The organism is Streptococcus gallolyticus subsp. gallolyticus DSM 16831, from assembly GCF_002000985.1.
GTDB classification, from domain to species: Bacteria; Bacillota; Bacilli; order Lactobacillales; family Streptococcaceae; genus Streptococcus; species Streptococcus gallolyticus.
Map to the genome: position 1 here is coordinate 676,347 of NZ_CP018822.1, position 16,785 is coordinate 693,131.

The window sequence follows — 16,785 nt, forward strand, 5'->3', positions numbered from 1 at the left end:
ATTCTATTATAGCACTAGGTTAATAGAAATCAAGTAAAAAGCATTAAAAAATTAGCACTCTTATGCTAAGAGTGCTATTCTTTCTCAGGGTCAATCTGACTGGCTGCCATAGACCCCATAGCAGCACCAAAAATTACCCCACCAAGGATGATTGCGATAAGTCCAAGAGGATTTGTGAAGAGTTCCAAAGGATTTTCTCCCTCTTGCCATTTGCTAAAAGCGTTAAAAACGAGCATGAATAGTGCAAAAATTCCACCAGCTAACCAGCCCTTTTTGCGAGCTTTCTGTCGTGTCTGTTCGACTTCATTTTTAGGGACTTCCAATGATGTTTGCAAATCACGATTGGTCAACATAACAAGAAGAATAATAGGAATAACAAAAATGAGGACGAAGAGATTAATATAGAGAAAAGCGGTGGTCGCTATCGTTTGGTTGATGAGTAAAATAATAGTAGAAAAGAATAACTCAAAGAAAAAGAGACCAATAAACAGTTTATTGCCGATACGGTTAACTTCTTGTTCGCGATATTCGTCTAATTCGCCATTAATTCCGTAGAAACGTTTAATAAATTTTAGCCAAAGTGATGTTTTTTTCGTTTTCATAATGATTCTCCTTTAAAATTCCCAAAATTATAGATGTCTATTCTCCCAAAAAAGTGTGTTTAAATCAGTTTGCAGTGCCTCCGCTAGTTTGATACAAAGGTCAAGCGACGGATTATATTTATTGTTTTCGATGAGGTTAACCGTTTGGCGGGCAACACCTATTTGTTTTTTAGCAAAAATTTTTTGATACTTTCCTTAAGTGTACGGACGGCAGCGACTTCCGTCGGAATTCCATGCCTAAGTTTTGAGCCGAGAGTCTCAAAACTTCCGAGTGGCTGTTCTTTTATTATTCAGCCACTTTTACCACGGCGGAAAGTATCGTTTTGTTTGCTCGCTTCGCTCGCAAATAATCCATTGATAAAATGCTATTAAGTTTTTCAAGAGAAAAGTTTGTTTGTATGCGTTCTGATTATATATTGATTATATGTGACATGTCAAATATAAATGACAAATGTGGTGGTATTTTGGAGGAGATGATTTTTTTATTTTTATTCAAAATTTGCTTGACAAAATGTATAATTATGCTAAAATTAGGTATATTATTCAAAGAAAAAGGATGGACGAGTGTATGGCTATTAATGATTCATTTTTGAAAGAGATTGATTTTACTAGGGAAGAACTGGTTGAATTGATTGATTTAGGATTGAAATTTAAAGAGTTGAAAAAGAAAAAAATTCCTCATAAATATTTAGAGGGGTTGAACATTGCTCTTATTTTTGAAAAGACAAGTACACGAACACGTTCAGCTTTCACGGTGGCTGGGCAAGATTTGGGCATGAACGTGACTTATCTTGGTAGTAGCGAGATTCAACTTGGTAAAAAGGAATCAGTCATTGATACGGCAAAAGTTCTTGGTTCGATGTTTGACGGAATTGAGTACCGTGGTTTCAAACAAGAAGATGTTGAAGCCTTGGCTGAGTATTCTGGTGTGCCAGTCTGGAATGGTTTGACAGATACTTGGCATCCAACACAAATGATTGCTGATTTTATGACCTTAAAAGAAGTTTTTGAAAAATTAGAAGGCTTGACGATTGCTTATGTCGGTGATGGGCGTAATAATATGGCAAATTCTTTGCTTGTGACTTCGGCAATTCTTGGTGTCAATGTTAAAATTATTGCGCCAGCTAGCTTGCAACCTGAAGCTGAAATTATTGAAATTGCTCAAAAATACAACAATGGTGCTGAGTTAACCATTACAGATGACCTTGCTGCGGTTAAAGGTGTTGATATGCTTTACACTGATGTTTGGGTATCAATGGGAGAAAAAGTTGATTTCAAAGAACGTATTGACCTCTTATTGCCTTACCAAATCAATGCAGAACTATTAGTGAAAACTGAAAATCCTGATGTGATTGTCATGCATTGCTTACCAGCTTTCCATGACCTTAATACCGAAATTGGTCAAGAAATTTATGACAAATATGGTCTTGCTGAACTTGAAATTACCGATGAGATTTTTCAAAAATACAGTTCAATAATTTTTCAAGAAGCTGAAAACCGTATGCATTCTATCAAAGCGATTATGTACAATTCACTAAAAGCAATTTAAGGGATAATAATCACTGGAAAATGGCACTTTTGACAGGAATTTTTGATAAAAGCAAGAAAATACATTCCTTTGTTGTTTGTTTGTAGGAAATTATGTTAAAATAGTATGGACAATAAACGAAGAGGAGAATAGTCATGGAATCACATTTGGTGAGAATTATCAATCGTCTTGAGTTAATGACAACTGATAGTAGTAATCTTAAACGTAATTTTGAACGTGATGGTGTCGTTGTGGCAGAAGTGTCATTCAGCAATGACCCTGAAAATGGTCCAGTTTTCACTTTGCGTGATGTTGAAGCGCGTGAGTCTTACTCATTTGATAGCATCGATTTAATCGCAATGGAAATTTACGACCTTCTTTACTAAAATAAAGAAAAATTCAGGACAGAGTATAAGGTTTTTGTAAAGCCCTGTTTAAGTGTGGTTTCAACGTTTTCTTATATTGCTATTTTGAATTGCAAAAAGTTCGCAAACTGCGAGCTTTTTATTTTTTTGTTTATTAAAATGCTAGAAATGCTGTTATATCAAGTGTTTACGACTGTTTTCAGAAAAATGAATCATTGGTATTTTTATTCAATCTGTGTTATAATTAATTGATTATTGCTTATAGGAGAAATAAATGGATTTTTCATTTTTGCCAAAATATTGGGCTTATTTTAACTATGGTGTCCTTGTAACCATTATGATTTCAGCGTGTGTTGTTTTCTTTGGGACGATCATTGGTATCTTGGTTGCTTTAGTTAAACGTACAAATATAAAAATTTTAAATTGGATTGCTAGTTTTTACGTTTGGGTCTTTCGTGGGACTCCAATGGTCGTTCAAATCATGATTGCCTTTGCTTGGATGCACTTTAATAATGCGCCAATCGTTGGCTTTGGTGTTCTTGATCTTGATTTTTCACGTTTGCTTCCAGGTATCATTATTATTTCGTTAAATAGCGGAGCTTATATTTCTGAAATCGTCCGTGCTGGTATCGAAGCAGTGCCAAAAGGACAGCTTGAAGCGGCGTATTCGCTTGGTATTCGCCCAGTCAATGCAATGCGTTATGTCATTTTGCCGCAAGCCCTTAAAAATATCTTACCAGCACTTGGTAATGAATTTATTACCATTATCAAAGATAGTTCACTTCTTCAAACTATCGGTGTTATGGAATTGTGGAATGGTGCCCAATCGGTTGTAACAGCAACATATTTACCAATCACACCGTTGTTATTTGCTGCATTCTACTACCTCATGGTGACAACTGTGATGTCATTCTTAGTGAAACGACTTGAAAAAAGCATGGGAAACGGAGGTAGCAACTAATGTCAGAAACGCTTATTTCAATTAAAGGGCTTCATAAATATTTCGGAAAAAATGAAGTGCTAAAAGGGATTGACCTTGATATTAAATCTGGTGAAGTGGTTGTTATCATTGGACCTTCAGGGTCAGGAAAATCAACATTTCTTCGTACAATGAACTTACTTGAAACACCAACAAAAGGTGTGATTACTTTTGAAGATGTTGATATTACAGATAAGAAAAATGATATTTTCAAAATGCGTGAAAAAATGGGAATGGTTTTCCAACAGTTCAATCTTTTCCCAAATATGACGGTACTTGAAAATATCACATTATCACCAATCAAAACAAAAGGTGTCTCTAAAGCGGAAGCAGAAGCAAAAGCCTATGATTTGCTAGATAAAGTTGGGCTTCGCGACAAAGCAGATGCTTATCCAGCTAGTTTGTCAGGTGGTCAACAACAACGTATCGCGATTGCGCGTGGACTTGCTATGGATCCAGATGTCTTGCTCTTTGACGAACCAACATCAGCGCTTGACCCAGAAATGGTTGGTGAAGTGCTTGGTGTTATGCAAGATTTGGCGAAATCTGGGATGACAATGGCGATTGTTACCCATGAAATGGGATTTGCACGTGAAGTAGCTGACCGTGTTATCTTCATGGACGGAGGTGTCATTGTTGAACAAGGAACGCCAGAAGAAGTCTTTGAACAAACCAAAGAAGCTCGTACAAAAGATTTCTTGAGTAAAGTTTTATAATAGAATAAAAAAACCTCGGTTGAGTGCATAAACTCAACTGAGGTTTTTCTTGTTCTGGAAGAAGTTGAATATAGGTAAAAATGGATATTTCATTAGATTAAAATGAGTGGAATTTTATATATTAAGCACACTTAATTTTTAGAATTTAGTTATTTTTTAAAAAATGTAAATGATTGAAACAAGAATGAAAACATCTATATTATAATGATTCTAAATAGACAAACATCTTATTTAGAACAATTCTAATTAATTTAATAATTAAAGAAAAAATTAATTTTTATAGAAAATTTGCCCTATTTTTATGATATAATGAATCGGGCGGAAGGTCAAATATTTTATCAAAAAATTACGAGGAGGTCAAGAATTTTGATTTTGCAAAATGCTAAAGTTGATATTCCTTACACAGTCGTTAGTGTTGATTTGCCTGATGAAAGTGTTCGACATTTATCAAACTTAGGGTTAAAAGTTGGTGCTTCGTTAAAAGTCGTTTCAAAAACGCCAACCAGTGCAATTGTCATGCTTAAATCAAGCCGTTTGGCATTTGATCAGTCAATTTTAAATCATATTGATGTTACTGAAGAAGAAGGAGAACTTGAAACTTTGCCCCTTTCAGAGTTGAAAGTTGGAGAATTTGCTTATGTGGATGGTATTTATGCTATTAATGAAGCAAAACGTCGTCTTATGGATATGGGCTTAACACGCCATACCAAAGTTTACCTTCGTAAAGTAGCGCCATTAGGAGACCCTATCGAAATTAGTTTACGTGGTTACGAGTTAACCTTACGCAAATCAGAAGCGCAGATGATTAGTGTTGTAAAAGTAGATAGTGAGGAGAAAAAATGACAGAGATAGCCTTAATTGGGAATCCGAATAGCGGAAAAACAAGTCTCTTTAATTTATTAACAGGAAAAAGTGGCGCGTGACTATTTGTTGAGTAATCATGCGGACAGTATTCTTAATGTTGTTGATGCGACAAACTTGGAACGTAATCTTTATTTGACAACGCAGTTGATTGAAACAGGGATTCCTGTGACTGTTGCGCTTAACATGAGCGATGCCCTCAAAGGTCAAGGAAAAACGATTAATATCGATAAACTTTCTTATCAACTTGGAGTTCCAGTCGTTTCTACTAGTGCTGTTAAAAATGTCGGCGTTGAGAAAGCTGTTAAAAAAGCAGCTCATACTACTAAAGAAACCGTTGATATCATTCAATATCCTACTTATAGTGATAAATTTGAAGCGGCAATTAAACAAATTATTGATATTTTAGGTGATATTGTTCCAGAACGTTCTGCACGTTTTTATGCTATTAAACTTTTTGAACGTGATGCTTTGGTTCAAAATGAAGTAGAATTGTCAGAATTTCAAAAAGGTGAAATCAATGAAGTGATTAAAATCACCGAAGAAATTTTCACAGAGGATTCTGAATCTATCGTTATCAATGAACGTTATGAATTTATCGAACGTGTGGCTAAAATGGCGCAGAACCAAGATAGCAATTTCAAGATGACGATTTCAGATAAAATCGACCGTGTCGTAACAAACCGTATTTTGGCATTGCCGATTTTTGCGGTAGTCATGTTCTTGGTTTATTACCTATCTATTCAAACAGTCGGAACAATGTGGACAGACTGGGTGAACGATGTTCTCTTTGGTGATTTAGTGCCAAATTGGGTACAAGCTGGTCTAGATTACTTGCATGTATCTGGTTGGTTAGAATCATTGATTATTGACGGAATCGTTGCAGGGGTTGGTACGGTTCTTGGTTTCTTACCACAAATCTTTGTTCTATTTATCTGTTTGGGTATTTTAGAAGATATTGGTTACATGAGCCGTATTGCTTTTGTCATGGACCGTGTGTTCCGACGCTTCGGGTTGTCAGGAAAATCTTTCATTCCGATGTTGATTGCGACAGGGTGTGGTGTGCCTGCGATTATGGCAAGTCGTACCATTGAAAACGAACGTGACCGTCGTATTACCATTATGACAGCAACGTTCATGCCATGTTCGGCTAAATTGGAAATTATCGCTTTGATTGCGGGAGCATTTTTCCCAGATAATCCATTTGTTGCGCCATCTACATATTTCATCGGTTTCTTGACAATTATTTTATCAGGGATTGCGCTTAAGAAAACAAGTTTCCTTGGAAGCTATGTTAGTCCATTTATCATGGAATTGCCAGCTTATCATATGCCAAAAGTGTGGTCAGTATTACATTATGCCTTTGGTAAAGCCATGAGCTTTGTAAAACGTGCTGGTACCATCATTTTCAGTTTGACGGTTATTATCTGGTTTATGTCATCTTATGATTTTGCTTTCCAAGCTGTTGATACGGAGTATTCAATCCTTGCTGCTCTTGGTAGAGCAATTGCTTGGATTTTCCAACCACTTGGTTTTGGTGACTGGAAAGCTACTGTTGCAGCTGCGACAGGGCTTGCAGCCAAAGAAGCCGTTGTTGGAACATTCGGTGTCTTGTATAATGACAGCACAACTAGTGGTTTGTATCATGCTTTGCAATTGGATTACACATCATTAGCAGCTTATTCATTCTTGACATTTAACCTGCTCTGTGCGCCATGTTTTGCCGCAATGGGTGCTATCAAACGTGAAATGGGAGATGCAAAATGGACAATTGGTGCAATTGGCTTCCAAACAGGACTTGCTTATGTGGTTAGTTTGATTATCTATCAACTTGGACTTGTTGTTTTCTATGGCAAAGGCATCACATTCTGGACGATTGTAGCTGTTATCTTGTTGATTGCTATTATTTACTTTATCGTTAGAAAACCAAGACAAGTTAAAGAAAAAGTGATTACTTTGGATAATCTAGAAATGGCTGGAGAATAACGCTATGGCAACGATTATTATTGCTGCAATTATTGCATTTGCGGTGTTTATGGGCTTTCGTAGTTTCATCAAAGGAAAAGGTTCTTGTGGTGATTGTGATTGTAACTGCCCAGTCAAAGATGAAATGCATAAAACAGCAAAGTAAACTAACAAAAGAAAGCTTGCTCATTTTGGGCAAGCTTTTTGTAGGTATAAAAGACAGTATCAATAATATTTTAAAGAATTTTCTGAAAAATAGAATATAGTGCTGTTTTCTGGTATAATGGAAGAAATACAATTTGGGAGAATGATATGGCAACAATTATAGATGGAAAAGCTTTAGCCGTCAAAAAACAGACTGAATTAGTTGAAAAAGTTGAAAAATTAAAAGCTGAGACGGGCGTTGTGCCTGGTTTGGTCGTTATTCTTGTTGGTGATGACCCAGCTAGTCAAGTTTATGTCCGCAATAAAGAACGTTCTGCTAAGAAAGCAGGATTTTTAAGTGAAACTGTTCGCCTTTCAGAATCAATCAGTGAAGAAGAATTGATTCAAGTGATTGAACAATATAACGAAGATGACCGTTTTCACGGTATTTTGGTGCAATTGCCACTTCCTGCACACATTAATGATAAGCGTGTGATTCTAGCAATTGACCCTAAAAAAGACGTAGATGGTTTCCACCCAATCAACACAGGACACCTTTGGAATGGACGTCCTGTCATGGTACCGTGTACGCCAGCTGGCATTATGGAATTGCTTCGTGAGTATGACATTGATTTAGAAGGTAAAACAGCTGTCATCATTGGTCGTTCAAATATCGTCGGAAAACCAATGGCGCAGCTATTATTGGACAAAAATGCAACGGTTACCTTGGCGCACTCTCGTACACGTCATTTGGCGCGCGTGACAAAACAAGCTGATGTTTTAATCGTGGCAATCGGTCAAGGACATTTTGTAACCAAAGAATTTGTGAAAGAAGGGGCAGTGGTTATTGATGTCGGTATGAACCGTGATGACAATGGTAAGCTCATTGGAGATGTTAAATTTGACGAAGTTGAACCACTCGCAAGTTTTATCACACCAGTACCTGGTGGCGTTGGTCCAATGACCATTACAATGCTTATGGAACAAACGTATCAATCTGCCCTTAGAAGTGTGAAAGCATGATTATTAATGAATTATTGGTGCGTCAAGTGATTACAAATCGCCAGCCACATTCTCACAAAGGAACATACGGTCGTGTTCTTTTAATTGGTGGATTTTACCCTTATGGTGGAGCGATTATCATGAGCGCCTTAGCCACGGTTAAAAGTGGTGCTGGATTAGTGACTGTGTCGACTGAGCGTGACAATATCGCAGCTCTTCACAGCCATCTTCCAGAAGCTATGGCTTTTGATTGTGATGATAAGGAGCTATTTTATGAAAATTTGACCAAGGCTGATGTCGTTTTGATTGGTCCTGGTTTAGGGGAAAATAGCAAAGCAGAAACCGTGTTTCAAATGGTTTTTGAGCATATTTCTGAACACCAGATTTTGATTATTGACGGCTCCGCTTTGAATTTATTGGCAAAAGCTAAGCCAATCACAGTTAAAACGAATCATCTCATATTGACACCGCATCAAAAAGAATGGGAAAGATTATCAGGAATCGCTATTTCGAACCAGACAATCGAAAACACCAAAGCAGCTCTGCAAGAATTTCCAGAAAAGACCGTCTTAGTGGCTAAAAGTCATCAGACTAAAATCATTCAAGGAAATCAAGTCGGCGAGCTAACTGTTGGCGGTCCTTACCAAGCGACAGGTGGTATGGGAGATACGCTTTGTGGCATGATTGCAGGCTTTGTCGCCCAGTTTAAAGATAATCTCTTTAGCAGTGTTGCCACAGCAACGTACCTACATTCCTACATCGCTGACCAACTCAGTGACCAAGCCTATGTTGTTTTACCAACGACAATTAGCGCAGAACTCCCCCGTATCATGAAAGAACTCTCGGAGAGATAAAGTGATTATGATTAATTAATGACCGATTATGACAATGTTAAGTAAAGGCTATTTTTTGATTTTATAATAGTATTTGTTACATATTTATTGTAGGGAATAGGGAGTTTTATTATGTTAACTATTTTTGTTTTGGAAGATGATTTTTTACAGCAATCTCGTATTGAAAATGCCATTAATATTGCTTTAAAACGCAATTCTTTAAAATGCCGTTCTATCAATATTTTTGGTAAACCTCAACAGTTATTAGATGCCATAGTGGAGCTCATCAACTATTCTTTTTAGATATTCAGATTGGAAACGATACCAAAAAGGGATTTGAAATTGCTAGTCAAATTCGTCAAAGAGATCCAAATGCAACAATTGTTTTTACAACGACGCACTCTGAATTTTTACCTGTAACATTTCAATATAAAGTTGCAGCTCTTGATTTTATTGATAAATCTTTATCGGAAGAAGAATATTTGGAGCATGTCGAGTCGGCAATCGTGGTGACTGTGGAGAATAGAGGAAAGAGTGTACAAGAAGATTCATTTAGTTTTGAGACATCTTTAGCAGCAATTCAGGTTCCCTTTCATAAAATTTTGTACTTTGAAACTTCACCAACGATTCATAAAGTTATTTTACACACTAAAGATGAACGTATAGAATTTTATGCACGATTGTCACAAATTGTAAAAGCAGATGAAAGACTTTTTAAATGTCATAAATCCTTTGTTGTTAATCCTGAAAATGTCACAAAAATTGATAAAGAAACTGGAATGGTCTATTTCGAAACTAATGATACATGTTTAGTTGCAAAATTAAAACAGAAAAAATTAATTGAAAAAATGAAAATTTAGGAGTTCTATGAGCATTGAAATAATTTGTAGTGAAGTACATTTTTGGGTGATGATTATTCTCTATTTGTTGTTGTATCAACAAATTTCTGGGATAAAATTTCAAAAGCGGTGGTTTATAATAATCCCTCTTATTTTTAGAATACTATTTTTGATAATTCCTATTTTAGGATATTTTGGATCGCTGCTTTTTTTAGTAATCTATTCACTTTATAAAAATTATTATCAAAATAGACTGTTAGATATTTTTTATGGATTTTATCCGATAATTATTGAAAGTCTATTTAGTAAGTTATTCACTCATTTTATTTTTCCGCTGTTTGGTATCTCATTTGATATCGTTAGTAATAATTACATATTGCTTTTTATTGTTGAACTATTAATCTATCCTATCTATTACTTACTTATAAGAGTTTTAAAAGTTGATTTTAGTTGCCTGCAAAAAAGTTTAAAAAAGCAAAATTTTAATCCATTTTTATGGCTTGTTGATATCACTATGGTTGTATATTTTTGTATCTTACAACTTTTAATGATTTTTGATGTTAATTTTAATTCTTTTTTGAGTTACAGAAAGCTATTGGTGGGTATTTACCTGATTTTATTCTTTATGATGTTGATTTATATAAATGGTACTTGTAAAGAAAAACTTGAACAAGAAGTTTTAGAACAAAAAGATAGACAATTGGCTGATTTATCTAACTATAATAAGCAGATTGAGCATTTATATAAAGAGATAAAAAACTTTCGTCATGACTATGTTAATATTCTTTCGAGTATAAAGACAGGGATAGATAATAGAGATATTGATGCCATTTCGGACGTTTATCAAAAAGTATTAGCCAAATCTGGTCAACGAATTCAAGGAAATAGATATAATATAACTAATTTAATAAATGTAGAAAATGAAGCAATAAAAAGTGTTTTGTCTGCTAAAGTACTAGAAGCTCAAGATAAAGGAATTAATATAAATATCGAAGTTGGAGATTCTTTTGTTAATCCTAAAATTGATTTACTTGATTTTGTGACTATTTTATCAATATTAATTGATAATGCCATTGAAGGTGTTCAACCAGATTCTAATCATAGTATTACAGTTGCTTTGATTGCTGGTGAAGAAGATGCGTTGATAGTGGAGAATACAACTTTGAAAGAAAAAATAGACATTTCACAAATTTATTCGTATGGTTTTTCTACTAAGGGAACAGATAGAGGAATTGGGTTATCTAATGTCATTCATATTTTAGATAATTATCCAAATGTTACTTTGCAGACACAAAGTAGTCACCATATATTTAAACAGACATTAAAAATGAAATAAAAATACCATCATATTCTCAACTCAAGAATATGATGGTATTTTTTGTTGTTGAAAATTGAAAGTTTAAAAAATAATTACTTTAGCTAAGATATTATGTATGATTTTCCAAAAATCAAATCCGTTCATTTTTACCTCCGTATATCTGTTGCTTTAATCACAGTATATAACAAAAAAACGAAAAATATAATGTTTTGTCATAAAAAGTATGTATTTAATCATTTTTGATAAATGATTTAGAAAATGACTAAAAAAGCACATATTATGACAATTATGATTTTGATCTATATTCTCATGATAATATAGATTCCGTTGTGCTAAAAAAGAGCATAATATTTAAAGTTTAAGGAGACATATAACTATGAAAAAGTCAATTTTTGACCATTGTTCGCAGCGCTTTTCAATTAGAAAATGTTCATGTGGTGTAGTGTCAGTTCTTCTAGGGATTACACTATTATTAGGTGGAGCAAATGTTAGCGCAGAAGAGGAAGCTGTTTCATCACATTTGACAGAAGATAATGTTATTCTATCAAATGTTCAAAATCAAGATTCTATATCTGATTTAAATCAAAGTAATAATGATTTTTTCAGTGATGAAATTGAAGAAAATAATGATTCTGAAGAAAATATTGTTGAGACCACAGAAGCTAATACGAATGTAAATATTGATGATTCAGCAGGTTGTGATATTGATGAAGTAAATAACATTAATGATGAAGCGGAATCTAGTGATAAAATGAACGAGTTTGAAAGTGACGAAGTACAAAGTGTAACTTTATCAATTCAAGAGAACACTGTTTACTATACAGAGAAAATGTTATCAGCTTCATTGAATTCTGGTAAGTCAGGTGTGGTGGGAGATGATTATCCTTCTGGTTGGAAAGGCAGTGGAGGTGGACAGGATACATGGGGATATACAAAATCTACCTGTACATCATTTGTTGCATATCGACTACGAAATATCAATAAATTTGAAATTCCTAAAAATTTAGGAAATGCTGGAGAATGGGGAAGAAAAGCACAAAGTCAGGGATATTTAGTAAATAAAAAACCAGCGGTTGGTGCGGTAGCTTGGTCAACTGAAGGAACATATGGACATGTAGCTTGGGTAGCGGCGGTCAACGGTAATAGTGTTGTTGTTGAAGAATACAATTGGAATTGGGATTATGCATATCACACTAGGACTATGCCAATCAGTAGTTATGCTGGCTTTATTCATTTTAAAGATTTAAAATCAGAACCTGAAAAGCCAGTGGTAAAAGGAAAAATCGAAATCCAAAACCAAAATGACAAAGCTGGAACTTTTGATGTTATTGTAACAGATGCCTCAAGTAACTATGAGATACGTGAAGTTCAACTTCCGATTTGGTCAGCACAGAATGACCAAGATGATATCATTTGGTATAGAGCTCAAAAACAAGGAAATGGCACATATAAGACATCGGTAAAAATCAGTGATCATAAGAATGATAGAGGTACATATAATATTCACTTATATTACGTCTTGAGTAATGGTCAACAAATTGGTATTGGTGGAACGCAGACAAATATTACAGATGGAAAAAGTGAAAATCCTACTGGTAAGCTAAAAATTACAAATCAAGATGATAAAACAGGAACATTTAGTGTAATAATTGAAGATGTCCTTTGCCCAAATGGATTAAAAGAAATTAGAGTTCCAGTTTGGTCAGAAAAAAATGGTCAAGACGATATTATCTGGTATACTGCTACCAAACAAAATGATAGTACCTATAAAGTTTCTGTAAAGATTAGCGATCATAAAAATGATAGAGGAACGTATAATATTCATCTTTATTACGCAACTAATAATGGTAAATTTTTAGGAGTTGACGGTACACAAATTGAAATAAAAGAAGTAGTTGATAATGGACCAACAGGTGACATTGCAATTAAAAATAAAAACAATCAAACAGGTACATTTGATGTTATTATCTCTAATGTTTTTAATAAAAATGGAGTGAAAGAAGTCAAAGTTCCAATTTGGTCAGAAGAGAATGGTCAAGATGATATTATCTGGTATACTGCTAGCAAACAAAGTGATAACACCTATAAAGTTTCTGTGAAGGCAAGTAATCACAAAAATAGTCAAGGACAATACAATGTTCACTTATACTATGTTCAAAATGACGGTAAAATGATTGGAGTTGGTGGAACGAAAACAGATGTTCATTTTATTTCACGACCTTCAATCCCAGATAAAGGAAACTATACATTTAGTAGTCGTGCAAGTATAAAATCAGAACCTAAAATGTCATCACCTGAAATTGCGTATTATGATGCAGGAAATAAGGTCTATTATGATAAAGTTCTTTTTTCTGATGGTCATTATTGGATTAGTTATGTATCTTATACGGGAAGTCGTCGTTATATTAGTATTACGTAGATTAAATATTTCAAAAATGTTACAAATATTACATTTTTGTATTGACTTTTACAGATATATACTTTATAATATTTTTCAGAATTGGCCGATTCTAATAATTAATGGTGATGATTTTAGCTATAAAATCAGCTGTTGTCACTGTTTTATGAAAAATGTCTAGGAGATTTTTTTATGAGAAAGAGTTGTAAAATAACTGTAATATTACTCTGCTCAGTCTTGTTACTTGGAGCTTGTTCAAAAAAGGAAAAGTCATCTCAAGTTAGCACAAGCCATTCAAAAGTAACACAAGTAAGCAAGAGTAGCACAAAGAAAAAGAAAGTGACTAAAAATTCATCAAGCACAGAGTTGAGTTCATCAATTTCAGCACCCAATAGCCAAGATAGTAGTAATGACAGTTCAGTTGCTGAGAGTGGAGAAGCTCAAAGTTCAGATTCTTTAAATACTCAAGGTTCTTCTGTATTATCTCGGAACGAGAATAACACTACAAATTCTGAGCAGTCTACATCATCCAGTGTTGAGAATAGTGGGGGAGCAGTGGTTAATTCTGGAACACTTGAATTAAGTCAAGCGACACCAATTTATTCACAACCCGACAAATCAAGTGAGGCGGTTGATATTTTTTCTACTGGAAACATTGAATTTGATAAGTATTTCAGTGAAAATGGTGAGTGGTGGTATAGTTATGTTTCATACGAAGGCCAACGTTACTACATTGCTTATTCAGATATTAATCATTAATTAAATGATTGAGTTTGGGAAGGTGAAGAAATTATGAAAAAAAGTATATTTGGTTGTGAGGAGCAACGTTTTGGTATCCGCAAATATAGTGTTGGGGTTGCTTCTGTTTTAATCGCAAGTGTGCTAGTTATGGGAGGACAAACTGTTGCTGCTGATGATGTGGTGTCGGCGGATGCTATTTCAACGGAGCTAGTAACAGATGTTCAAGAAGAAAGTGAGAATTCGTCTGCTATTAGTGAATCTAATGTTCAAGCAGATGTCACAACAGAAGATGAAAATACTGAAGCAGTCACTTCTGATGAAACTGATGAGCAAGCCGTTAGTCAAGTAGCAAATGAAAATCAGCCAGAAGAAACTGCTGATGTTGCGAAAGAAGAGCAAGTAGAAGAAAGTAATGCCACTGAGACATCTGAAGCACGTGAGGTTGAATCAAACGAAAATGAGGTTGTTACTATAAATGTAGCGCAAGCGAGCAAAAATGTTCAAACAAATCAAGCGCGTGTTTTTGAAGAATCAAAAATTCCTGTAACAGCTAATAGCCTACCTAATCAAGGCTATTACACTTATACCAAACAGACGGAAGTCAAAAATACACCGAAAGCTTCTGCACCAGTTGCTTTTTATGCCAATGTTGGCGACCGCATTTTTTACGACCAAGTTTTGAGCGAAGATGGCTACCAATGGATTTCTTATAAATCTTATTCAGGTCAACGTCGTTATGCTGCTATTCAGAAATTGACACCAACAGTTGTTCAAAAATTGTCTGGCTCTATTAATATTCAGAATGTTAGTAGCCAAGGTTTTGAAGTTCTTGTGACAAATGTTTCAGATCCTAAAGGTGTAAAGGCGGTAAAAGTTCCAGTCTGGACAGATAAAAATGACCAAGATGATATTATCTGGTATGACGGTGTGAAACAGACTAATGGCGATTACAAAGTTATTGTCAAAACTGCTGAACACAAAGGCGAGACTGGCAATTATAATGTGCACCTCTATTACCTTGAACAAAGTGGGAAAATGCAAGGTATCGAGGGTAAAAAGGTTACTGTTCCAGAGAAAACAACTGGTGCGCAAAATATTCCAGAACAAGGTTCTTATACCTTTAACGAAGTTGTCGAAGTGAAAAATGAACCTAAAATGTCAGCGCCGACTGAATTTACCTTTGAAAAAGGATTTAAACTTGGTTACTACGATAAGGTTTTAGAAGCCGACAATCACCAATGGATTTCTTATGTCAGCTACGGTGGGGTACGTCGCTATATTCCAATTGCTACGCTAAAAACACAAGCTCCAACTGGCAAAGTCGATATTCAAAACCACACTAACGGAGACTTTGATGTTATTGTGTCGGACGTTTCAGATAGCAATGGTATTAAAGCTGTGAAAGTGCCAGTCTGGACGGTAAAAAATGACCAAGATGACATCATCTGGTATGACGCCGTGAAACAGTCAGATGGTACTTACAAGGTCAATGTCAAATTGTCTGAGCACAAAAACGAACGCAGTGATTACAATGTTCATTTGTATTACCAAGAACCAGATGGCAAAATGCGTGGCGTGCTGGGTACAAAAACAACAGTAGCGGAAGCTAAAACAAGTGTTACTGGCAAAGTCGATATTCAAAGCCACGCTAATGGAGACTTTGATGTTATCGTGTCAGACGTTTCAGATAGTAATGGCATTAAAGCTGTGAAAGTTCCCGTTTGGACGGTAAAGAATGACCAAGATGACATCATTTGGTACGACGCCGTGAAACAAAGTGACGGCATCTATAAAGTTAACGTGAAATTGTCTGAGCACAAAAACGAGCGTGGTGATTACAATGTTCACCTCTATTACCAAGAAACAGACGGCAAAATGCGTGGCGTACTTGGCACCAAAACAACAGTAGCGGAAGCTAAGCTTTCTGGTCAATTGGCGATTACCAACCAATCACCACAAGGATTTGATGTCATTATTTCGGAAGTTTCAAATCCTAATGGAGTGAAAACGGTGAAAGTGCCAGTTTGGTCAACGCAAGGTGGGCAAGATGATATTATCTGGTATAATGCGACAAAACAAAATGATGGCACTTATAAGGTAGCTGTTAATGTTAAAGACCATAAAAATAATTCTGGTGAGTATAATGTTCATCTTTACTATGAGCAAAATGATGGTTCATTAAAAGGTGTTTCAGCAACTCGCACGACTGTTGAGGCTCCTAAAGCTCAACCAGCGCCAGCTATGCCACAAAGTGGAACATATGTTTTTACAAGTCCAAAAGAAGTGAAAAGTCAACCAAAAGTATCAGCGCCAACCGAGTTTACCTTGGATAAAGGGTATCAAATCCGCTACGACCAAGCGTTTAGTGCTGACGGTCATCAATGGATTTCTTATGTTAGTTATGGTGGCTTGAGACGTTATGTATTGATTAATTAGAATTGTTAAGTTTAGAGATATTGCTCCTACTTGGAAATGATTTTCTAGTGGGAGCATT

At 35.2% G+C, this 16,785-nt stretch carries 14 protein-coding genes and 2 pseudogenes; 14 read left to right on the forward strand and 2 right to left on the reverse strand.

What is annotated here, in order from left to right; translation table 11 throughout:
- Window positions 1-74 precede the first annotated feature (74 nt).
- Together BTR42_RS03670 and BTR42_RS03675 are read right to left on the reverse strand one after the other, a co-directional pair.
- Entirely contained in the window at window positions 75-602 is a 528-nt protein-coding gene (locus BTR42_RS03670; RefSeq protein ID WP_009853703.1) for a DUF3278 domain-containing protein, read from the reverse strand.
- A 27-nt stretch (window positions 603-629) separates the two neighbouring features.
- Entirely contained in the window at window positions 630-782 is a 153-nt protein-coding gene (locus tag BTR42_RS03675) for a helix-turn-helix transcriptional regulator (protein ID WP_077498000.1), read from the reverse strand.
- A 388-nt stretch (window positions 783-1,170) separates the two neighbouring features.
- Between BTR42_RS03675 and argF the strand changes: the two genes are divergently transcribed.
- From argF to BTR42_RS03745, 14 genes and pseudogenes are all read left to right on the forward strand, one after another.
- A complete protein-coding gene (gene argF, locus BTR42_RS03680) occupies window positions 1,171-2,151 on the forward strand; it encodes an ornithine carbamoyltransferase (protein WP_077496460.1) in 981 nt (326 codons plus the stop codon).
- Between the two features lie 134 nt (window positions 2,152-2,285).
- Window positions 2,286-2,516: a DUF1797 family protein gene (locus BTR42_RS03685; protein ID WP_003063726.1), complete on the forward strand. Its 231-nt coding sequence runs from the start codon at window positions 2,286-2,288 to the stop codon at window positions 2,514-2,516.
- A gap of 253 nt (window positions 2,517-2,769) precedes the next feature.
- Complete coding sequence (locus tag BTR42_RS03690) at window positions 2,770-3,456, forward strand: amino acid ABC transporter permease (RefSeq protein ID WP_077496462.1); 687 nt, start codon at window positions 2,770-2,772, stop codon at window positions 3,454-3,456.
- Entirely contained in the window at window positions 3,456-4,190 is a 735-nt protein-coding gene (locus BTR42_RS03695; RefSeq protein ID WP_012961629.1) for an amino acid ABC transporter ATP-binding protein, read from the forward strand. The genes BTR42_RS03690 and BTR42_RS03695 overlap by 1 nt, the downstream gene beginning before the upstream one ends.
- A 366-nt stretch (window positions 4,191-4,556) precedes the next feature.
- Window positions 4,557-5,033, forward strand: a complete 477-nt coding sequence (locus tag BTR42_RS03700) for a FeoA family protein (RefSeq protein ID WP_012961630.1) — start codon at window positions 4,557-4,559, stop codon at window positions 5,031-5,033.
- Window positions 5,030-7,037: pseudogene (feoB, locus tag BTR42_RS03705) on the forward strand (ferrous iron transport protein B). The gene BTR42_RS03700 and the pseudogene feoB overlap by 4 nt, the downstream one beginning before the upstream one ends.
- A 4-nt stretch (window positions 7,038-7,041) precedes the next feature.
- Window positions 7,042-7,182: a FeoB-associated Cys-rich membrane protein gene (locus tag BTR42_RS03710; RefSeq protein ID WP_014294172.1), complete on the forward strand. Its 141-nt coding sequence runs from the start codon at window positions 7,042-7,044 to the stop codon at window positions 7,180-7,182.
- Between the two features lie 146 nt (window positions 7,183-7,328).
- On the forward strand, window positions 7,329-8,183 hold the full coding sequence (locus BTR42_RS03715; protein ID WP_012961632.1) for a bifunctional methylenetetrahydrofolate dehydrogenase/methenyltetrahydrofolate cyclohydrolase: 855 nt from the start codon (window positions 7,329-7,331) through the stop codon (window positions 8,181-8,183).
- Entirely contained in the window at window positions 8,180-9,016 is an 837-nt protein-coding gene (locus BTR42_RS03720; RefSeq protein ID WP_077496464.1) for an NAD(P)H-hydrate dehydratase, read from the forward strand. The genes BTR42_RS03715 and BTR42_RS03720 overlap by 4 nt, the downstream gene beginning before the upstream one ends.
- A gap of 111 nt (window positions 9,017-9,127) precedes the next feature.
- Window positions 9,128-9,855: pseudogene (locus BTR42_RS03725) on the forward strand (response regulator transcription factor).
- A 7-nt stretch (window positions 9,856-9,862) separates the two neighbouring features.
- Window positions 9,863-11,170: a sensor histidine kinase gene (locus BTR42_RS03730; RefSeq protein ID WP_077496466.1), complete on the forward strand. Its 1,308-nt coding sequence runs from the start codon at window positions 9,863-9,865 to the stop codon at window positions 11,168-11,170.
- A gap of 358 nt (window positions 11,171-11,528) precedes the next feature.
- Window positions 11,529-13,571, forward strand: coding sequence for a GBS Bsp-like repeat-containing protein (locus tag BTR42_RS03735; RefSeq protein ID WP_077496468.1), 2,043 nt, complete (start codon window positions 11,529-11,531; stop codon window positions 13,569-13,571).
- Between the two features lie 171 nt (window positions 13,572-13,742).
- Entirely contained in the window at window positions 13,743-14,309 is a 567-nt protein-coding gene (locus BTR42_RS12590; protein ID WP_077496470.1) for an SH3 domain-containing protein, read from the forward strand.
- A gap of 33 nt (window positions 14,310-14,342) precedes the next feature.
- A complete protein-coding gene (locus tag BTR42_RS03745; protein ID WP_077496472.1) occupies window positions 14,343-16,727 on the forward strand; it encodes a GBS Bsp-like repeat-containing protein in 2,385 nt (794 codons plus the stop codon).
- Window positions 16,728-16,785 lie beyond the last annotated feature (58 nt).